Here is a 20,497-nt window from a genome sequence, read left to right on the forward strand (position 1 = left end):
TAAAATAATCGTGAATTGTTATTTTTCTATGCTCAAACTTTAATCTTCTTTAAGGATTTCTCTCTTTTTTACGTTCAGCGAAACTGACGCCCAACACACAAATATACGCAATCCTTTATAATAAACAATAATTTTTATACTGTTGTTTTTCAGTTAATTATAATTTAACTTGACAAAATCTATAAATTTTGCGCGTAAAAAATTATATTTTTACGCATAAAATCCTTCTCATAAATAATGCATAAAAAAATTGCCTAATAGTGTTAAATTTATTTTTAAAGGATTAATAATCAAAATCTTAATTACTTTTAAGAAAATCATTATTTGAAAAAGATTTTCTAAATTACTTTTTTCCAATAATGTGTTTTACTACAGTTTCGGCTGCATGTAGCCCAAAAAGACAGGGCATCCAACTGTTGGTTCCATAAAACGACCTTTTAAAATTTGTGCCATCTGTCATTTTTACACTCTCGTAATCGGGTCTTTCATATGAGTATACGGCTTTAACCCCCGAAGAAATTCCTTCTTTTTTTAATCGTTTTCTGATTACTTTTGCCAACGGACAATAATCGGTTTTACTAATGTCTGTAACTTTTACTTTTGAGGCATCATATTTACCGCCTGCTCCTAAACTTGTTATTAATTTTACTTTTTTTCGTTTACTGGCCAAAATTAAATTGAGTTTAGGAGTAACACTATCTATACAATCCAAAACATAATCAAACTTTTTATCAACCAATTCATAGGCTCTTTCTGGAGAAAGAAATTCTTTAATAGGAATTAAATTTAATTCAGGGTTTATATCAAGCAAACGCTGGCTTACAACCTCTACTTTTGGCATTCCTACTGTAGAATGCAATGCAGGTAATTGCCTATTGATATTGGTAATGTCTACTGTATCGCCATCAACAATGGTAAGGTTGCCTATTCCTGCTCGCACTAAAAACTCTGCTGCAAAAGAACCTACACCGCCTAAACCTACAACCAAAACATGAGATTTTTTTAATTTTTCGACACCTTCGGGTTTAAATAATAATACTGCTCTTTCTTGCCATTTTGCCATAAATAGTTGTTTTTATTTTACAAGTACAAAAGTATTTAAAATTATGAATTTTTTGTATCTAAATTGTTAGTCGTCTAAATCCTCGTTATAATTTGGGAATACTAATTTAAAGTTTTTTAGCAATTGAATTTTTACTGTTTCTACCTCAATTTCTTTATAAGATGCCGCAAGTGTGTAGACATCTTCAATTGTTTCCTCTATAGTGTCGGTTTCTAAAAATACTTGATTTAGTGGTAGTTGTTTAAATACATTTTTGAGTTCTGGATTTTTTATTAAATATTTCCCAAACGATAAATAAAATCCCTCTCTTATTAATTGATTTGCAAGTATTTCATTTTTGGAAAAACCATGTATAATAATAGGAACCGTAATAGAAAGTTTTTTTTTAATAGCAATTAGTTCTTGAAACGCAGAAACACAATGAATGATGAGTGGTTTTTGGTGTTTTTCTGCCAATAGTATTTGTTGTTCAAATACCTTTTTTTGTAGTTCTACAGGGGTAGAGATGCGTTTATCCAACCCGCATTCTCCCACGGCAAGCGCATTGTTGTTTTCTAACTTTTGGTTGATAATTTCCAAATCTTTGTCCAATCTATTCAAATCAATGTACCAAGGATGAATTCCTATAGAATAAAAACGCACAGCTTCATTAAACTCATTTGGGTATTGGTTTAGTACCTCTATAGTGTTCAAATTTTTTGACGATGTATGTGTATGTAAGTTGATGTATTTTGACATGTTTGTTTCACAAATAGTTCGAGCTAAAGTACTAAAAAAGACACATAACTTAGTACCTTTGCACTTTAAAAATACTATGTTACTACATTACCTACGCCGATATATAAATAACTTTAAAGGATTTTCTAGAGAAATTTGGATACTTACTTTAGTTACATTTATCAATAGAGCAGGAACTATGGTATTACCTTTTTTATCTAAATATTTAAAAGATGATTTAGGGTTCAATTATGCGCAAATTGGAAATGTTTTGTTCTTTTTTGGTCTTGGTTCTATGCTAGGCTCATGGCTTGGAGGGAAACTTTCAGACAAAATTGGTTTTTATCGTATTATGATTATGAGTTTAGTAGTAACTGGTTTTGCCTTTATTGCTTTGCAGTATATTACAACTTATATTGGTTTTTGTTTGGCAATTTTTTTAACAATGGTAGTGGCAGATATGTTTAGACCTGCCATGTTTGTATCATTAAATGTGTATGCAAAACCCGAAAATAGAACCCGAGCTCTTACTTTAGTTCGTTTGGCTGTAAATTTAGGTTTTGCCGCAGGGCCTGCTTTAGGAGGATTAATCATTATGAATATTGGATATAAAGGACTCTTTTGGGCAGATGGAATTACTTGTATTTTATCTATTCTTATTTTTTGGCTATTGGTAAAAGAAAAAAAGAAACCCATCGAATCTAAAGAAGCCAAACAACTTTTGGAAGCTAGTAGAGAATCTGTTTTTAAAGACAAACCTTTTTGGATTTTTCTATTTATGTGTGTTGTTACAGGGGTTTTGTTTTTTCAATTATTTACAACCATTCCTTTGTATCATAAAGATCAATTTAATTTAACAGAACTCCAAACGGGTTTATTACTTACATTAAATGGTATTTTAATTTTCTTTCTCGAAATGCCTATTGTAAGTTATATAGAGCGACATCAAATAAATAAAGTTAAGGTTGTAACTCTTGGTTGTTTTTTAATGAGTGTAAGTTTGTTTTTAATGCTTATTAATGTTTGGGCAGGCATATTAGTCATCATGATGCTATTTATGACGGTAGCCGAAATGTTTGCATTTCCATTTTCCAACTCATTTGCTATGAGCCGAGCTCCAAAAGGGCACGAAGGAAGGTATATGGCCATATTTACAATGAGTTTTAGTGCAGCTCATATTTTAAGTGCCAAATTGGGAATGGGAATTGTTGATTATTTTGGGTATCAAAAAAATTGGCTTTTTATGGGCGTTTTAGGTTTAGTTGGAACTTATGCGGGTTATAAAGTTTTACAACTTTTAGCAAAAGAAACTCAAACTAAAAGCGATTTTTAAAGTAAATATTTTTGTCTAATTTCTTGAAAACTCTTTCCACTCGTAAGCATTTCTTCTACAATTTGTTTTCTTAATAAATCTACATCAACTACCTTTAAGTATTTGCACCACTGATTTTCTGTAAGCAATTGCCTAATTTTTTTTAAAAGGTTCATGGTTTCGGTACTGTTTCGCAATACTTCTTCGCTCTTAAAGTGAATACTATTTTTATGATAATACTGAGCTGTTTTAGCTTCAAAATCTACTTTAATAAAGTACAATTTTTCATAGTCGTTTTCCGGAAAAAAATCAGTCCATTTTGCAAAACCTAGTTTGGTTCTGTTTGTGTTTTTAGTATGAGTATTTAACTTCCATTTACAATGAGCAGCTCTTCCCCAATGATTGGAGTATCTATAAACACCTTGTTCTGTAAAATAATATCTACTACCCGATTTACTTTTGTACGAACAAACTAACGAGTTAATTTCGTTTAGATGCGCTTCATTAAATTCGCAATACGTATTTCTGTAAAAATTGTGTTTGTTGTACAAGAGCTTATATTTTCATAACAAAATTATAAAAAACAGTTGAAATGCTAAATTCACCTTAAAATAAGTTAAAATATTGTAAAACAGCTTGAACCATTTAAAAGACTCTATTAATTTTGAACAAGAAATCAATCAAATACTAAATTCATATGTTTAAAAGAAATGTAATTTTAGCAACATTTGTAGTCAGTTCATTGTTTATAACCACTACAAATACATGGGCACAAAAACAAAAAACATTAAAAGAAGTAAACAATAATGTGCTGTTTATGACTTGGAATAAAACTACTCCCGAGTCTGAAATGAATGACGACATTAAAGCCTTAAAAGAACACGGTGTTACAATTAAGTATTCTAATGTTAAACGTAATGAAAATGGAGAAATCATGTCGATAAAAGTTGATTTTAAAGATGCAGAAGGCAACACAGGAAGTACCGAATATAATGGAAAACAACCTATTTCGGGAATAAAATTTTTTAAAACTTCAGAAGGTGTTGGTTTTGGCGAAGCTCCAAGAGGAACATCTTCTTTTCCAAATATGATGTGGAGCGGAGATGATTTTCCAGGTATGGGCTTAGGGTTACGCGATATGCCAAATATGGATATGCTTAAAAATCAATTGGAAGAACATCAATTTAATTTTTCAAGCCCAAATGGAGAAGGCATGGGTAAAGGTTCGTCTAAAATTGTGATTAAAAAGCCTGGTAAAAAAACGTTAATTATAGAAAACGGAGAAGTGATAGAAGGTGGTGATGATTATACACCTGAAGAAATAGAGCAAATAAAAAAGAATAATCAGATACAATTGGGTAGTGGAGACATGCTTGGTAAATTTAATTTTGATGACAAAAATTTAAACGATTTGCTCAAGCCCAATGAAAGTATGAAAGAGCAATTTGATCGTTTGCAAAAAGAAATGGATAGTATGCGTAAAAGATTAGATGAATCTAAAGAAGAATCTGAAAAACAGAATTTTAACAAAGAGGAAAAATCAGGCAACGCTGTAGATAAAACCACAGAAGAAATGCTAAAAGCAAAAGAAGAAATGTTAAAAGCTAAATCAGAACTTGAAAAAGCTAAAAAAGAATTGCAGAAAGCAAAATCAGAATTAAAAACACAAAGAATCTAAATTGTATTTATTTAGAATTTAAAAAAAAGACCATTCAAAAATTTAACGTTTTTGAGTGGTCTTTTCTATTTTTGCAGAAAAAATAAATAATGTACAAACTTTTAGCTCAACTAAACAAAATACTTCTACCTAGTTTTACCAAACAAAAGCTAGATATTACAAAAGCTACGAGGTTTCAAAAAGCCATTTTAGCATGGAGATATTTTGTAACCACTAGAGCTTTGAAATAGTTTACAAAAACTAGATTAATAGGTAATTGCAGCAAAAATATTTTTATTTTTAAGCTTATCTCTACCTTTTAAAAAGTGTAGTTCCATTAAAAAATTAAGCTGAACAATTTCGCCACCCAATTTTTCAACCAGTTCACAAACAGCTTTAGCTGTGCCACCTGTTGCCAAAACATCGTCGTGTATAAGTACTTTATCGCCAGGATTGATCGAATCTGTATGTATTTCTAGTGTATCTGTACCGTATTCTAGCGTATAACTAGCAGACAATGTAGAAAAAGGTAATTTATTGGGCTTTCTTACCGGAACAAAACCTGCTTTTAGCTCTTGTGCCAACAGCATTCCAAACAAAAAACCACGACTTTCAATACCTACAACTTTATCAATTTTTTTATTTTCTAATGATTGTAAAAGAACATGTAAAAAATCTTGTCGAGCTTCAAAGTTATTGAGCATAGGGGTAATGTCTTTAAACAAAATTCCTTCTTTTGGAAAGTCTTGAATATCACGAATATACTTTTCTAATTTCATATTTTTAAATAAATGAGTAAAAATTCTTTGCAAGTTAATCAATTTTATCTATATTTGCACCCACAAAATAAAGGCCTCGTGGCGCAACTGAATAGCGCATCTGATTACGGCTCAGAAGGTTACAGGTTTGAATCCTGTCGAGGTCACTAAAATAAAACGTAAAATTCTGAAAAATAGAGTTTTACGTTTTTTATTTTGTAGTAATTTCTATATAATTCCTATTTATATTGATTTAAGTTTGATGTTTTTCAAATTTAAAATTTCTCAATTTAGGCACTTTTACAAAAGTAAAAGCCACTACACCTAGTGTAAGGCAACCACCAACTACTACGGCTCTCACTGTTCCGAGCCAATTTGCCATAACACCACTCTCAAAATCGCCCAATTCATTCGATGAGGTTACAAAAATTGTATTTACAGCAGAAACTCTTCCGCGCATGGCATCGGGAGTGAGTAGTTGCAAAATTGTACTTCGTATTACAACACTTACAGCATCAAACATTCCAGATAATAATAACATAAAAAATGATAAATACACATTGGTAGATATTCCAAAAACAATAATAGAAAGTGCAAAACCCGTTACACACAAAAATAATTTTTTACCAGGCTGGGTTTTTAAGGGTAAAAACGATAGTAACCCCAATGTTAGTATTGCTCCAATACCAGGGGCTGCTCTAAGTGCTCCAAAGCCCATTTCATTAATATGTAAAATTTCTTTTTGATACACAGGAAGCAAAGCAATAGCACCACCAAACAATACCGAAAACATATCTAATAGTTGTGCGGCGAGTAATTCGGGCGTTTTTACAACAAACTTAACTCCTTCGGTAATACTATGTAAAATAGGTTCTTTTTCTTTTTTTAAAATAGGTTTTTTATTGATTAATGTTAAAGGTAGAAATAGCATCAATAATATGAGTATAACAAACAATAAACCTTTTTGTATGCCTAAAGAAGCTATAAAAACTCCAGCTACTAAAGGACCAATTACGGCGCCAAGCTGCCAAGACATACTACTCCAACTGGTTCCGTTGGTATATAATTCTCTAGGAACTATTAGACCAAAAAGTGAAAACATTGCCGGGCCGTAAAACGCTCTTAATATACCACCTATAAATACCATTCCGTAGATAAGATATACAATAGTATTGGTTGTACTATTTTCTGTAAAATAAGGCGTTGCCAAAAAGAATAATACGACGCCAGTAATAATATAACCCGATAAACACGTGAGTACTACTTTTCGTTTTTCGCTTTCATCTACATAATGTCCTGCTAGTAAAGAAAATCCAATTGCAGGAATAACTTCGGCCAAACCAACCAATCCTAATGAAAGTTTATTATTTGTTAATTGATATACCCAATAATAAAGTATTGTAGATTGCATATTTAGGCAAAAAATAATCCCAAAACGCGATAGCAAAAAAAGTTTGAACTCTTTTATGGTAAGAGAAGGATTTTTGGTAATAAATTTTTTTAAAAACATGTTATTTTGATAAATAATACTCAGAAATTACATTTTTAACAGATATAAATCCGATTTTGTTTAAATCTATTTCCGATTTTTTAAGCCAAATTAGTTTACTAATTTCATCAGGAGCTTGTATGTGTATTGTGTCTGTACTCATAGAAATTTCATAAAAAATATCCATAGTTCTATACGGAACATTTTTATACAAATAATTATTTGGAGCAGTGGTAATATATTTTAATTGTTTTTTATTCAATTCAATACCCAATTCTTCCCATACTTCTCTACAAGCAGCTGCTTCCGCATTTTCATCGGGATCTATAAAACCACCAGGTAAATCGAGTTTGCCTTTATCGGGTTCTACATTTCTTTCTGTAAATAAAATTTTATCTTCAAAAGTAAATATCAAAGCTACTGCTGCTGCAATATTATGGTAGAGCGTGTAGTGGCACGATGGGCATTGTATTTTAAAATTATTTTCAACAACTACAGCTTTTGAAGCACAGTTTGGACAATAAGTAATAAACGATTTTTCCATAAAAAAATTAAAACTCAAAGATACATAAAGGTTTCAAATAGCTTATAAATTATTAGTTTTACCAAAAAATAAATTCATGACCGATTTTAATTTTGATGCTCGTTTTGAGAATGAAATTTTTACTGCCAATGATTTTTCTTTCAAAGAATTTGAAAACTGCACGTTTATAAAATGTGATTTTAGAAATAGTTCGTTGCAAAACGCTCGGTTTTTAGACTGCACATTTGAAGATTGTAATTTTAATCATGCAAAAATAAACCATGTATCATTGCGAGGTGTTTGGTTTGTGGGCTGTGATTTTACTTCGGTAAATTTTTCTATGACCGATCAAATTATTTATGAATTTCATTTTAAAAGTTGTTTGTTAGATTATGCTCAATTTTACAAATTAAAACTAAACAAAATACAATTTTTAGATTGTAGTATGGTTTCGGTAGATTTTATGGAAACCAATTTAGAGCAAGCTGTTTTTGATAATTGTAATCTACGCTTAGCCGTATTTAGTAAATCTAATTTACAAAAAGTAGATTTTTTAACGAGTTATAATTTTTCAATAGATCCAGAAAATAATAAACTTAAAGGTGCTATTTTTTCGCAAGAAAATGTAATCGGTTTATTGGAAAAGTATCAAATTCAAATTAAATAGTTGAGGTAATATATTTGATTTGTAGATTTTTATACTTTAAAATTTTATTTTTCTTAATAATAGTAGATTATTTTTATCAAAAATTTATTATTCTACTTATATTTGTGTTTATCAATATAAACTAACGCTATGCAAGAATGTATTTCGGTTTTTGACATGCTCAAAATAGGAGTAGGTCCTTCTAGTTCGCACACTTTGGGTCCTTGGCGTGCCGCCGAAAAGTTTTTAGAACATTTAGAACATAAATATTACACACAAAAAGCGCATACAGTAAGAGTAGATTTGTATGGTTCTTTATCGCTTACTGGAAAAGGACACGCAACAGATTTTGCGGTTATGTTAGGGCTTAGCGGTCAAGATCCCGAATATATACCTGTAGAGGCTATCTCTGGAATTATTGATACAATTAATCAAACCAAAAAACTGCATTTAGGGCAACATTATTTTATAGATTTTAACCCAGAAACACACATTGTTTTTAATAAGAATTTCTTGCCTTTTCATGCCAACGGACTTACTTTTACCGCATTTTTTGAAAACGATACTTTTTGCGAAACCTATTATTCTATAGGTGGTGGTTTTGTTGTACAAGAAAATGACAATACTGAGAATAAAATATCCCATAAAATTCCGTATCCAATACAAAATACCGCAGAATTGATGGAATATTGTAAAGTTCAAAACAGAAAAATATCAGAAATTGTTTTGGACAACGAACAAGTCATGCGCTCAAAAGAGCAGGTAGACAAAGAACTTATGCGTGTTTGGCATACAATGCTCGAATGTATGTATATAGGTTGCCATACAGAAGGAACTTTGCCTGGCGGACTTAATGTGCGAAGAAGAGCTTTTGATATGCACAAAAATTTGATAGGAGATTTACCTTATCATTCGCCAGAAGAATGGCTACAAGTCATCAGAAAAACAGAAGTAAAATTTAGACAAATATTAAAATGGGTTTCTTGTTTTGCCTTGGCAGTAAATGAGGTAAACGCAGCCTTAGGACGTGTAGTAACTGCACCTACAAATGGTAGTGCCGGAGTAATACCTGCTGTGCTTATGTACTATTTGGTAATAGAAAACCACGATGCAGGCGAAAAAGAAATACAACAATTTTTGTTGGTTGCTGGCGAAATAGGTAGTATTTTTAAAAAAGGAGCGACTATATCGGCGGCTATGGGCGGTTGTCAGGCAGAAATAGGCGTATCAAGCGCTATGGCTGCTGGAGCATTGTGCGAATTGTTGGGAGGTAGCCCAGAACAAGTACAAATGGCTGCAGAAATTGCTATGGAACATCATTTAGGGCTTACTTGCGATCCTATAGCAGGTTTAGTACAAGTACCTTGTATAGAACGCAATACAATGGGAGCTATCAAAGCAATAAATGCGGCCGAACTTGCACTAGAAACAGATGCCAAAAATGCCAAAGTGCCTCTCGATAAAGTGATACATACAATGTGGGAAACTGCTAAAGATATGCATCATAAATACAAGGAAACATCTGAAGGAGGATTGGCTGTTGCGGTAAATATTGCAGATTGTTAATGCTTTAAAAATTAATTATTTACGGGTATTTGCTTCTTTTAAAACATTAATTTCATTTTTTAATAAATCTATTTCGGTTTTTAATAAATCAAATTCTTTTTTATTTCCTTTTCCAGCTTCTACAGTTTGAAAAATTTTTAGTTTGGTATTTTTAAGATTGTATTTTAATAGTTGTTTTTTGAGAGAATCATTAATTTTTGCATTGTATTTTTCAACAAGTAAGTCTAGTGTAATTTCACGATTGTCTACATCAATTTTATGATGAACTACATGGTATTTCTTTTGAATAACTTCGGAAATAAAATGCTGAGCTTTATTGTTGTATAAATTTTTTGTAGCCAAATCATAAGCGAGGTAAACCGCTGGAATAATTGTAATGAATACGAGAATGCCGAACCAATTGTTTACATTTTTAACTTTTGTATTGGATTTTGGTGTAAATTTTAAATACTTAGTGACTAAATAAGCACCAATACAAATAAAAAGAGCATTAATAATGTAAGTATATAACCCGCCAACAAGATACTGCCATTGCAAAGTAGCAATACCAAAACCAGCAGTACAAAGTGGTGGTATACATGATGTTGCCACAGCTACACCAATAAGCACTTGAGTTCCGTTGTGTCTCGATATGGCAATAAAACCAGCTATTCCGCCAACAAATGCCAGCAATACATCAAATATGGTAGGTTTTGAAAAAGATAATAGCTCGTCTGTTGCGATACTATATGGATTTATTAAATAATATAGAGTAGAAAAAAACAACGATATAATTACAATAATACTGATATTTTTAAAACTCAGTTTTAGTAATTCGGTGTCTGAAATAGCGAGCGCAAATCCAACACCAAATACAGGTCCCATAAGAGGCGAAATTATCATTGCACCAATTACTGCTGTTTTAGAGTTTATATTTAAACCTATACACGAAATAATAATTGCTATAGCCAACAACCATAAGTTTTTACCTTTAAAATAAATACCTTCTTGTACTTCATTATAGGTTTCTACTTCGTCTTCTTGACTCGATTTCAAATCAAAAATAGAGCGAACATAACGTTTAATTATTTGTAATTTGGTAATCATTAATTTTATTATTTAAAAACAATTTTTTAACTAAAATTTCTACCAAAAATACTCAATAGACAAACCACTTGACAAATTTTTCTGACATTTTTTATAAATTCATATTCCATAATTTTATTTATATTTTAGTAGTTAAAATAGTTAATAGTTTATGAGTACTACAAGCAACAAAGCATCAGATTGATTTTTATTACAATATTGTATAGGCTTACCGCCAATTTTAGTATTTTTACCACATAAAATAAAATACGATGTCTGTAGCAAAAAAAGATTATAAAAGAGTTACCACAAAGTCATTAATTGAAATGAAAGCCAATGGCGAAAAAATTTCGATGCTTACAGCATACGATTTTACAATGGCAAAAATTGTAGATACAGCAGGTATTGATGTTATTTTGGTAGGAGATTCGGCAAGTAACGTTATGGCAGGGCACGAAACAACTCTTCCAATCACATTAGATCAAATGATTTACCATGCGAGTAGTGTGGTGCGAGCCATTCATAGAGCATTGGTTGTGGTAGATTTACCTTTTGGGAGCTATCAATCAGATCCAAAAGAAGCTTTGCGTTCTGCTATTAGAATTATGAAAGAAAGTGGAGGACACGCTGTAAAACTTGAAGGAGGAAGCGAAATAAAAGATTCTATAAAAAGAATACTTAATGCAGGTATTCCCGTTATGGGACATTTAGGATTAACGCCTCAATCTATTTATAAATTTGGTACATATACTGTAAGAGCCAAAGAAGAAGCCGAAGCAGAAAAATTAATAGAAGATGCCAAAATGCTTGAACGAATTGGGTGTTTTGCACTGGTATTAGAAAAAATTCCGGCATCATTAGCAGAAAAAGTAGCCAAAAGTATATCGATTCCTGTTATTGGAATAGGCGCTGGTGGCGGAGTTGATGGTCAAGTATTGGTCGTACACGATATGCTTGGAATGAATAATGAATTTAGCCCAAGATTTTTACGTAGATACTTAAATCTTTACGAACTTATGACACAAGCTATTGGGCAATATGTAACAGATGTTAAAAGCAAAGATTTTCCAAACGAAAAAGAGCAATATTAAACATAATAAACAAGTTTTATTTTAAGTTTTGGAAACAAAAGTTATATCTACCAAAAGTAATCTTCAAGTTTTATATGAAGATAACCATATAATTGTGGTAAATAAGCGAGTTGGCGATATTGTACAAGGAGATAAAACGGGTGACAAACCCTTGTCTGATATAGTAAAAGAGTACATTAAAGACAAATACAATAAACAAGGAGAGGTTTTTTTGGGCGTTGTACATAGGCTTGACCGCCCTACTACAGGTATTGTAGTTTTTGCTAGAACCAGTAAGGCATTAGAGCGACTTAATAAAATGTTTAGCAATAGAGAAACTAATAAAGTTTATTGGGCTGTTGTAAAAAATTGTCCGCCACATAATGCCGACCAACTTACACATTATTTGGTAAGGAACACAAAAAACAATACATCAAAAGCTTTTTTAAAAGAAGTACCAAATAGTAAAAAAGCAGTATTAGACTATAAAATTATTCAAACCTTGCACAATTTTTATGTATTAGAAATCGTTTTACATACAGGACGACATCACCAAATACGTTCTCAATTGGCTGCTATAGGTTGCCCTATAAAAGGAGATTTAAAATATGGTTTTGATAGAAGCAACCCAGACGGAGGCATACATCTACACGCTAGAAGCTTAGCCTTAGTGCACCCTGTTTCAAAACAAAATATGAGTTTTACAGCACCATTACCCAATGATAACATTTGGAAATTTGTAAATTCTTAAAAAGAACTTAACTTTACAAAATATTAGTATTTAAAATAACCATTTATGAAGAAAGTAATTTTTTTAGTAGCCATTTTTGCTTGTACATTGAGTATGGCGCAAGAACATTTTACGGGATTAACAAATTCTAGTAGAGTAGGAGTACTTACTGTAGGTAACAACCCTGCTGAAATTTTAAACATGTCAAACCGATTTGAATTTAATTTGTTTGGTATGAGTGTAAATAGTGCCAACAATAAAGTAGGTTTTAAAGATATTACTTCAGATAAAAATATAGAAGACTTAATATTTACAGGATCTGAGCCTGTAAACATGAGAGTTAATGCCGAAATATACGGCCCAAGCGTAGCTGTAAACCTTAAAAAATGGGGATTTGGACTGTATACAAAAGCAAATTTAAAATTGGATATTATAGATGTAGATACAAAATTGGGAGACGCAATTAATAATGCAAATGCGTACAGTATACTCAGTATGACTTCTATAAAAAATGATTACAACCAGAGGCTTTCAGGTACAGTATGGGGAGAAGTAGGTATTACAGCTGCTAGAAATTTTGTAAACTCGTTACATCACAAATTTAATGCAGGTGTTACTTTTAAAATATTAATGCCAGGCGCTTATGCCAACATGGGATTGGATAAATTTAATGGAACCATTACAAATAGTGGTGGAACAGCTTATTTAACCAATACGCAAGCAAATATGAACATAGCCTATTCCGGAAATTTAGCTAATAATTTTTCTAATGTTTCAGATTATACAAGTTCTATATTTGGAAACATTAACGGTTTTGCGGGCGATTTAGGTATTAATTATCAATACAAAAAAGATAGTGCGCTTATTCCAGATAAAATTGAAGAAAAAGTAAGAAACAAGTACAAAAATAAATACTTACTCAATTTAGGATTATCTGTAAAAAACATAGGTAGTATGACCTTTAAAGATAATAATAATTCTACTACAAATTATGCCTTAAATACTCAACCCAACGCATTAAACCCAAATCCGCTAGGTTTAGATTTAAGTTTATTTGAAAACGCAGATGGTTTAAAAGATGTTGAGAATATCTTGTTGCAAAATGGATATTTAACAAAAGTTTCTTCAAACCGAGAATTGAAAGTAAAACTACCGACTACGATAAATGCTTATGCAGATGTAAAAGTGATATCAAAACTATATGTTTCGGCATATTGGCAACAAAAAGTGAATAAAGATTCAGAAAATGATCAAATTACAGCTCAAAATATCTTTACAGTAACACCGCGTATTAATCTAGGTTTTTTTGAAGCCTATGTACCACTTTCAAACACTGAAGTAGCTGGATTTACTGGCGGTTTTGGTATACGATTAGGAGGGTTTTATATTGGTTCGGGGTCTATACTTACAGCTCTTACCAGCGATACTAAACAAGCAGATATCTATACAGGTTTTAGATGGGCTTTTTTATAAAATAAAAAGATGCCTAACAAAATTTCTGTAAAAAAGCGTATTCAAATTTTAAAAAACTTGCTTGTTGAAATAGAAAAAAACGAGCAAAACATAACTTATGCTTTATATTCTGATTTTAATAAGAGTGAAGCCGAAGTTTTTCTTACAGAAATCTTTTTTGTAAAATCTGAACTTAAAAAAACAATTAAAAAGCTTCCCTTTTGGCTCAAACCCAAAAGGGAAGTTTCTTCACTATTAAATTTTCCGTCATCAGATTTTATTTATAAACAACCCTACGGAAAAGTATTAATTATTGCTCCTTGGAATTATCCTTTTCAGCTTTCTTTTTGTCCTATGATAGCCGCATTTGCTGCGGGTAATAGTATTGTACTTAAACCTTCAGAATGGGTTCCAAATACCAATTCGGTAATCTTAAAGATTATTGAAAAAGTATTTGAAAAAAAATATGTTTCTGTAGAGTTGGGCGGAGTTGAAAAGGCAACAGAGTTACTGAGTAAACGTTGGGATTACATATTTTTTACAGGAAGTGTAGCTGTTGGTAAAATTGTTCACCAAGCGGCTTCAAAACATCTTACGCCTGTTACTTTAGAATTAGGAGGTAAAAACCCGTGTATTGTAGATGAAACAGCTCAAATTGAATTATCTGCCAAAAGAATTGTCTGGGGTAAATTTATTAATGCAGGGCAAACTTGTATTGCTCCAGATTATGTTTTAGTTCACGAAAAGGTAAAAGAAAAATTTATTGAAGCTCTAATTAAATATATTAAGCTTTTTTATGGAGATAAAGTGATAGATTCGCTAGATTACCCAAGAATAATATCTGAAAATCATACCAACCGATTAGTAAAACTTCTAGAGCACCAACAAATTGTTTTTGGGGGAGAATTTTCAATACACCAAAAATTTTTAGAACCTACCATTGTTTTGGAACCTAGCTTTGATTCACCTTTAATGCATGAAGAGATTTTTGGGCCTATTCTTCCTATCATTGGGTATACATTATACCGCGATTTAGAAACTATTATTAGCAGATACGAAAAACCTCTAGCCCTTTATTATTTTACAACAAACAAAACAAATTATTCCAAAGTAATTAAAGATTTTAGTTTTGGAGGAGGAGTTATTAACGATACTTTGGTTCATTTTGCTAACTCTCGATTACCATTTGGAGGCGTAGGGCAAAGTGGCTTAGGGGCTTATCATGGTGTTTACAGTATTGATACGTTTACCCATAAAAAATCTGTGGTTCGTAGATCTTTAAGGTTAGATGTTTCTTTAAGGTATCCTCCATTCGTGCTTAAACTAAAAAAAGTAAGAAAGATTCTTAATTTTTTAAGCAAATTTTAAAAAAATTACTTCAATAGTATATTTATAATTTCGTAAATTTATACATTAAACAACCTAAATGAAATTAAATATTGATTTGTAAGCCTACACACCTAGTATATCATACTTTTTTCTCATTTAGCTATGTGTGGGTTTTTCTTGTGTTGTTAATAATCATTATTTATTTGTATTACAGAGCTATAAAATTAAAAAATGAGACTATTTTTAATTCTATTTCTCGTTACAATGAATTAGAATCTAGATTAGGGCAACAAAAATTGTTTTTTTTGTATTTAGGTTATGGCATTCCCATTATTGAGATAGTATACTATGTTTTTGATGTTAGAAAAGAGTATATATTTTTTTATATAGCTTTTGGGCTTGTTATATTGTCTATTTACTATTTGTATGAGTATTACGGTTATTTTAAAAAATCGTTTACCACCTTATTTTCAATATGTTATTTAATATATTTTTGTTTTACCTACTACAATTTAATTTTCTCAAAATTTGCATTAGTTAATTATGTAGCTATAATTGTTTTATTTAATTTATGTAATGTAGCATTTAGACGAATGAAATATTACTGGATATTTATTTCAGCAACATTAATATTAACATTATCACAACTTTTTCTCAATTATTTATCCAAAGAAAAACTTATTTTACTTACCATATCGTTCCTTATCATTCTTTTAATTCATTATGTAAGATTTGAAGCCATTACTAAAAGTAAAAATAGGTATTTGTTTGCCTATGAGGTAATTAACAAAGGAAATGTTCTTGTTGTTGCAGTTAATAAACGAGGAGAAGTAATTTTTTCGAGTGATCAAATAAAAGAAATTTTGGGTTATGAACCAGAAGAAGTATTAGGCTTTAATTTTTGGAACTTAACAGAAGATAAAGATTTTGAAGGTGAAACTTATTTTGATAGATATAAAGATAATAGAGTTTACACCAGAAAACTTAAATGCAAAGATGGGGAATATAAGTATATACAATGGAAAGATAGAAGATTTACAACGGATATAATTATTGGTATAGGTCAAGACATTACTCACCAAGAATTACTTAAAAATAAATATATTGATTTAGTAGAAAAAGCTACCGACATTATTTATGAATTAAATAATGAAGCTGAAATTATCTTTGTAAATATTTATGCTTTAAAAATATTAGGTTATAATTATGATGAATTAATTCATAAAAAAATTACCAATTTCATACAAGAAGATTATCAACAAAAATTTTTAGATCATTATTTTAAGCAGTCCAATCAAAATATTCCAAACCAATCGTTGTTATTTCCATTTATAGATAAAAATAACAGCGTATTGTGGTTATCACAAAATGTGTCAATTAAAAAAACAGATGAAAATACGTTTGATGGCATATCTATAATAGCCCGCGATGTAACACTATTGCAAGAGCTTGAGTTTGAAAAGCAAATAAAGTTAGGCAAAATTAAAAAACATGACGAAATACTAAGAGCCATTACCAAAAAATCTTATACTAATACAGAAAATTTTGATAGTATTGTTAAGTTTATTTTAAAGAATGTTTCAGAAGAAACAGGCATAGATAGAGCATCATTCTGGGAATTTAAAAATCAAAAATTATATTGTAATAATTTATATTGCAAAGATACAGATACGTTTGAAAAAGACTTTATAATAGAACAAAATGACTATCCCATTTATTTTTCAGAACTATACAAAGAAAAACAAATTATAGCCAACAATGTTTACCAGCATGATCAACTCATAGAATTGGTATCTAACTATTTTGTTCATTTTAAAATACAATCTCTGCTAGATTCACCCATATTTATAAACGGTACTCTTGTAGGTATTGTATGTCTAGAAGATTGCAAGCCTAGAAATTGGGACTATGAAGATATATCATTCGCAAAGTCTTTAAGCGACGCTATAGCCATAGTTATAGAAACAAATAATAGAATTGAAGTTGAAAAAAAATTAGCTTACAAAAGTGAGTTACTTTCTGCTATAGCACAAATTACAAATGACTTTTTGGTAAATGACGATTTAGATACAATTTTTAAAAATTCATTATCTCTTATAGGTAATGCCGCCAATATAGATAGAATTTATTATTTTGATAATAATGAAGAAAATAAAACAGTAAGTCAAAGATATGAATGGGTAAAACCAGGCATAACACCACAAATAAACAATCAAGACTTACAAAATTTTCCTCATCAAATTTTTCAAGAATTTTTAGAAGAACTATACAATGGTAGTCAATACAGCTTTTTAATAAAAAACTTAAAAAATTCAAAATACAAAGAAAGTTTAGTACAACAAGATATACTATCGATACTTATTTTACCTATTTTTTTAAAAGATAAACTTATAGGTTTTATAGGTTTTGACGATTGTACTACAGAGAGAATATGGAGTGATGATGAAATTAGTGTGCTCAAAACGCTTGCCAATAATATTTCAACAGTTATTGAAAGAAATATAAACCAAGAAAAAATTTCTGATAGTGAAGATAAGTTTAGGTTAATTGCCAATAATATCCCTAGTACGGTTTATTTAGCAAATTTTGATAAAAAGTCCTCAAAAATTTACCTTAATGAAAAAGTAGAAGAGCTTACTGGATTTAGCAAGAATGACTTTGTATTTGGTGATGCCTCATTTCTAGATTTGATACACCCAGATGATAAAGAAACCATCTTAACAAGCCAATTAAAAAATATTGAAGAAGGCAAACAAATACATTCTATCTACAGAATTATTCATAAGGACGGACACATAGTTTGGGTAGAAGAATTTGCAGATTCAATACGCAATAATCAAAACGAAATTATTTATATAGGAGGAATTTATTTTGATATAACTAAAGATAAAGAAGCAGAAGTTTTACTGAAAGAAAAACAACTTGCTGAAGCTGCAAATAAAGCAAAATCAGAATTTTTAGCCAATATGAGTCATGAAATTCGTACACCACTTAACGGTATAATTGGTTTTACAGATTTATTGAGAAATACCAATCTAGATGTAGTGCAAACCAAATATATGGATACCATAAACAAGTCTGCCAATTCATTGATGGAGATAATAAATGATATTCTAGATTTTTCAAAAATTGAATCTGGAAAAATGGAATTGGATATTAGTAATTATGATATTAGAGAACTAGCTTCAGATGTAGTAGAATTATTTAAGTACGAAACCAAACAACGCAATATAGAACTTAAGTTAAATATAGACATTAATGTTCCCAATATCATTCAAATAGATGGTATTAGGCTTAAACAAATCATGATGAATTTGTTAAGTAATGCTGTAAAATTTACTAGAAAAGGATCGGTTACTTTAAAAATAATTTGTTTAGAAAAAAAAGAAGACGAACTATGTAGTTTACAATTTTCGGTTATTGATACAGGTATAGGTATTCCACATCATTATCAACAAAAAATATTTGAAGCCTTCTCACAAGGTGATACTTCAACAACTAGAAAATTTGGAGGAACAGGTTTAGGAATATCAATTTCCAATAGTTTATTAAAACTTATGAATTCTTATTTAGAGTTAAAAAGCATTCATGGAATAGGTTCTACATTTTATTTTACAATTAAAGTTCCAAAAGTTGAACAAGTAATAACAGAGAATGAGCCAATACAAAATACTAATTTATCTCATGTAGATAATCAATTAGAAATTAATGCAAAAAGTATTCTTATAGCAGAAGACAATAAAATAAATTTACTTTTAGCCAAAACTTTGGTTTCAAAAATTATTCCTCATGCTACAATAATTGAAGCTGTAGATGGAAGAGATGCTGTATCGAAATTCAAACAATTTAATCCCGAAGTTATATTTATGGATATACAAATGCCAATAATGAATGGTTACGAAGCATCGCAACACATAAGAAATACGCCAGAAGGAATAAATGTAGCAATAATAGCACTGACTGCTGGAGCAGTTTTAGGCGAAAAACAAAAATGTTTAGACGCAGGAATGAATGATTATTTAACCAAGCCTATTGTGCAACAAGATTTGTATAACATGTTGCAAAAGTGGATAAAGAAATAAAGAAAAAAATTATATTTGTAAAAAAAAGAAATTAAAATATGAAATGGATTGGAAATAGACAAAGCGATAATGTAGAAGACCGCAGAGGTATGTCTACAGGAGGAAAAGCCATTATGGGAGGTGGTGTTTTAGGTATTGTAATTTTATTACTAAACTTATTTGGAGGAGAAAATGCTCGAATGATTACACCTGTATTAGAGCAAATGAATCAAGGGCAACAAACCGCACCTGCCGGAGAACCTTCGGAGCTTACACCAGAGCAAAAAGAAATGGGCGATTTTGCCAAAACGGTTTTTGCTTATACCGAAGATACTTGGGGTCAAATTTTTCAAGATAACGGTAGCGAATATGTACAACCCAAAATGGTTCTTTTTTCTGAAGCCGTAGAAACGGGTTGTGGTAATGCCACTTCTGCATCTGGACCTTTTTATTGCCCTGCCGATCAAAAAGTGTATATGGATTTGGAGTTTATGAAAGAATTAAAAACACGTTTTGGAGCACAAGGAGGCGATTTTGCTACAGCTTATGTTATAGCTCATGAGGTAGGACACCATGTACAAAATATACTAGGAACATCAAATTGGATGCGAAAACAACAGCAAGGTTTAAGTGAGGCAGACGCCAATAAATATTCTGTTTGCTTGGAGCTTCAAGCCGATTTTTATGCTGGTGTTTGGGCAAAATATAATCAAAAATATTTAGAAGCAGGTGATATTGAAGAAGCCATAAGTGCCGCCAATGCTGTGGGTGATGATGCAATACAAAAAAGAATGAGAGGTAGTGTGGTTCCAGATTCTTTTACACACGGAACTTCAGAACAAAGAATTTATTGGTTTAAAAGAGGATATCAAACAGGAGATATCAAACAAGGAGATACTTTTTCTGCTTTATTAAATAGATAATTTTTCGCACTATTTTTTTCGCTAAAAATATTAGTAATGAACTTTTATTGAAATATAGATAAAAGTTTAAAAAAAGATATAAATACAGCCATATTCAATGCAATATATTGAATATGGCTTTTTATTTTTGTATTTA

At 30.6% G+C, this 20,497-nt stretch carries 17 protein-coding genes and 1 tRNA gene; 11 read left to right on the top strand and 7 right to left on the bottom strand.

Going from position 1 to position 20,497, the window contains the following annotated elements:
* Positions 1-343: 343 nt before the first annotated feature.
* Positions 344-1,063: a tRNA threonylcarbamoyladenosine dehydratase gene (locus Q361_RS10505; RefSeq protein ID WP_103726691.1), complete on the bottom strand. Its 720-nt coding sequence runs from the start codon at positions 1,061-1,063 to the stop codon at positions 344-346.
* Between the two features lie 66 nt (positions 1,064-1,129).
* Positions 1,130-1,801, bottom strand: coding sequence for a TatD family hydrolase (locus Q361_RS10510; RefSeq protein ID WP_103726692.1), 672 nt, complete (start codon positions 1,799-1,801; stop codon positions 1,130-1,132).
* 76 nt (positions 1,802-1,877) lie between these two features.
* On the opposite strand from Q361_RS10510, the gene Q361_RS10515 reads away from it, so the two are divergent.
* Positions 1,878-3,113 (top strand): MDR family MFS transporter, encoded by a 1,236-nt coding sequence (locus tag Q361_RS10515; protein WP_103726753.1) that lies wholly within the window; start codon positions 1,878-1,880, stop codon positions 3,111-3,113.
* On the opposite strand, the gene Q361_RS10520 is transcribed toward Q361_RS10515, so the two are convergent.
* Entirely contained in the window at positions 3,110-3,643 is a 534-nt protein-coding gene (locus Q361_RS10520) for a hypothetical protein (RefSeq protein WP_103726693.1), read from the bottom strand. The two genes, Q361_RS10515 and Q361_RS10520, sit on opposite strands and share 4 nt — an antisense overlap.
* Before the next feature lie 146 nt (positions 3,644-3,789).
* On the opposite strand from Q361_RS10520, the gene Q361_RS10525 reads away from it, so the two are divergent.
* Positions 3,790-4,770: a hypothetical protein gene (locus tag Q361_RS10525; protein WP_103726694.1), complete on the top strand. Its 981-nt coding sequence runs from the start codon at positions 3,790-3,792 to the stop codon at positions 4,768-4,770.
* 245 nt (positions 4,771-5,015) lie between these two features.
* On the opposite strand, the gene Q361_RS10535 is transcribed toward Q361_RS10525, so the two are convergent.
* Positions 5,016-5,528, bottom strand: a complete 513-nt coding sequence (locus Q361_RS10535; protein ID WP_103726696.1) for an adenine phosphoribosyltransferase — start codon at positions 5,526-5,528, stop codon at positions 5,016-5,018.
* A gap of 72 nt (positions 5,529-5,600) precedes the next feature.
* Between Q361_RS10535 and Q361_RS10540 the strand changes: the two genes are divergently transcribed.
* Positions 5,601-5,674, top strand: a tRNA-Arg gene (locus tag Q361_RS10540).
* An 86-nt stretch (positions 5,675-5,760) separates the two neighbouring features.
* Here Q361_RS10540 and Q361_RS10545 read toward each other — a convergent pair.
* Both Q361_RS10545 and Q361_RS10550 read right to left on the bottom strand, forming a co-directional pair.
* On the bottom strand, positions 5,761-7,017 hold the full coding sequence (locus Q361_RS10545; protein ID WP_103726697.1) for an MFS transporter: 1,257 nt from the start codon (positions 7,015-7,017) through the stop codon (positions 5,761-5,763).
* Position 7,018: 1 nt separating this feature from the next.
* Positions 7,019-7,540 (bottom strand): NUDIX domain-containing protein, encoded by a 522-nt coding sequence (locus tag Q361_RS10550; protein ID WP_103726698.1) that lies wholly within the window; start codon positions 7,538-7,540, stop codon positions 7,019-7,021.
* A 76-nt stretch (positions 7,541-7,616) separates the two neighbouring features.
* Between Q361_RS10550 and Q361_RS10555 the strand changes: the two genes are divergently transcribed.
* Positions 7,617-8,186, top strand: a complete 570-nt coding sequence (locus tag Q361_RS10555; protein ID WP_103726699.1) for a pentapeptide repeat-containing protein — start codon at positions 7,617-7,619, stop codon at positions 8,184-8,186.
* A 129-nt stretch (positions 8,187-8,315) separates the two neighbouring features.
* Positions 8,316-9,731, top strand: a complete 1,416-nt coding sequence (locus Q361_RS10560) for an L-serine ammonia-lyase (protein ID WP_103726700.1) — start codon at positions 8,316-8,318, stop codon at positions 9,729-9,731.
* 15 nt (positions 9,732-9,746) lie between these two features.
* Here Q361_RS10560 and Q361_RS10565 read toward each other — a convergent pair whose 3' ends face one another.
* Complete coding sequence (locus Q361_RS10565; RefSeq protein WP_103726701.1) at positions 9,747-10,817, bottom strand: DUF389 domain-containing protein; 1,071 nt, start codon at positions 10,815-10,817, stop codon at positions 9,747-9,749.
* A gap of 251 nt (positions 10,818-11,068) precedes the next feature.
* On the opposite strand from Q361_RS10565, the gene panB reads away from it, so the two are divergent.
* The 6 genes from panB to ypfJ all read left to right on the top strand — a co-directional run bounded on the left by panB (position 11,069) and on the right by ypfJ (position 20,361).
* Positions 11,069-11,887, top strand: a complete 819-nt coding sequence (gene panB / locus Q361_RS10570) for a 3-methyl-2-oxobutanoate hydroxymethyltransferase (protein ID WP_103726702.1) — start codon at positions 11,069-11,071, stop codon at positions 11,885-11,887.
* 28 nt (positions 11,888-11,915) lie between these two features.
* On the top strand, positions 11,916-12,617 hold the full coding sequence (locus Q361_RS10575) for an RluA family pseudouridine synthase (RefSeq protein WP_103726703.1): 702 nt from the start codon (positions 11,916-11,918) through the stop codon (positions 12,615-12,617).
* Positions 12,618-12,662: 45 nt separating this feature from the next.
* On the top strand, positions 12,663-14,069 hold the full coding sequence (locus Q361_RS10580; protein WP_245874627.1) for a DUF5723 family protein: 1,407 nt from the start codon (positions 12,663-12,665) through the stop codon (positions 14,067-14,069).
* 9 nt (positions 14,070-14,078) lie between these two features.
* The gene (locus Q361_RS10585) at positions 14,079-15,416 is read left to right on the top strand and encodes an aldehyde dehydrogenase (protein ID WP_103726704.1); all 1,338 of its coding nucleotides are present in this window, start codon (positions 14,079-14,081) and stop codon (positions 15,414-15,416) included.
* A gap of 164 nt (positions 15,417-15,580) precedes the next feature.
* Positions 15,581-19,459: a PAS domain S-box protein gene (locus tag Q361_RS10590; RefSeq protein WP_103726705.1), complete on the top strand. Its 3,879-nt coding sequence runs from the start codon at positions 15,581-15,583 to the stop codon at positions 19,457-19,459.
* 38 nt (positions 19,460-19,497) lie between these two features.
* Positions 19,498-20,361 carry a KPN_02809 family neutral zinc metallopeptidase gene (ypfJ, locus tag Q361_RS10595; protein ID WP_103726706.1) on the top strand — a complete coding sequence of 288 codons (864 nt, stop codon included), beginning with the start codon at positions 19,498-19,500 and terminating at the stop codon, positions 20,359-20,361.
* Positions 20,362-20,497 lie beyond the last annotated feature (136 nt).

Source organism: Flavobacterium croceum DSM 17960, assembly GCF_002917885.1.
Taxonomy (GTDB): domain Bacteria; phylum Bacteroidota; class Bacteroidia; order Flavobacteriales; family Flavobacteriaceae; genus Flavobacterium; species Flavobacterium croceum.

What these genes read in the sequence shown, in the direction of transcription:
- Q361_RS10505 (WP_103726691.1), bottom strand. Translation starts at nt 1,063, where the DNA reads ATGGCAAAATGGCAAGAAAGAGCAGTATTATTATTTAAACCCGAAGGT.
- Q361_RS10510 (WP_103726692.1), bottom strand. Translation starts at nt 1,801, where the DNA reads ATGTCAAAATACATCAACTTACATACACATACATCGTCAAAAAATTTG.
- Q361_RS10515 (WP_103726753.1), top strand. Translation starts at nt 1,878, where the DNA reads ATGTTACTACATTACCTACGCCGATATATAAATAACTTTAAAGGATTT.
- Q361_RS10525 (WP_103726694.1), top strand. Translation starts at nt 3,790, where the DNA reads ATGTTTAAAAGAAATGTAATTTTAGCAACATTTGTAGTCAGTTCATTG.
- Q361_RS10535 (WP_103726696.1), bottom strand. Translation starts at nt 5,528, where the DNA reads ATGAAATTAGAAAAGTATATTCGTGATATTCAAGACTTTCCAAAAGAA.
- Q361_RS10545 (WP_103726697.1), bottom strand. Translation starts at nt 7,017, where the DNA reads ATGTTTTTAAAAAAATTTATTACCAAAAATCCTTCTCTTACCATAAAA.
- Q361_RS10550 (WP_103726698.1), bottom strand. Translation starts at nt 7,540, where the DNA reads ATGGAAAAATCGTTTATTACTTATTGTCCAAACTGTGCTTCAAAAGCT.
- Q361_RS10555 (WP_103726699.1), top strand. Translation starts at nt 7,617, where the DNA reads ATGACCGATTTTAATTTTGATGCTCGTTTTGAGAATGAAATTTTTACT.
- Q361_RS10560 (WP_103726700.1), top strand. Translation starts at nt 8,316, where the DNA reads ATGCAAGAATGTATTTCGGTTTTTGACATGCTCAAAATAGGAGTAGGT.
- Q361_RS10565 (WP_103726701.1), bottom strand. Translation starts at nt 10,817, where the DNA reads ATGATTACCAAATTACAAATAATTAAACGTTATGTTCGCTCTATTTTT.
- panB (WP_103726702.1), top strand. Translation starts at nt 11,069, where the DNA reads ATGTCTGTAGCAAAAAAAGATTATAAAAGAGTTACCACAAAGTCATTA.
- Q361_RS10580 (WP_245874627.1), top strand. Translation starts at nt 12,663, where the DNA reads ATGAAGAAAGTAATTTTTTTAGTAGCCATTTTTGCTTGTACATTGAGT.
- Q361_RS10585 (WP_103726704.1), top strand. Translation starts at nt 14,079, where the DNA reads ATGCCTAACAAAATTTCTGTAAAAAAGCGTATTCAAATTTTAAAAAAC.
- ypfJ (WP_103726706.1), top strand. Translation starts at nt 19,498, where the DNA reads ATGAAATGGATTGGAAATAGACAAAGCGATAATGTAGAAGACCGCAGA.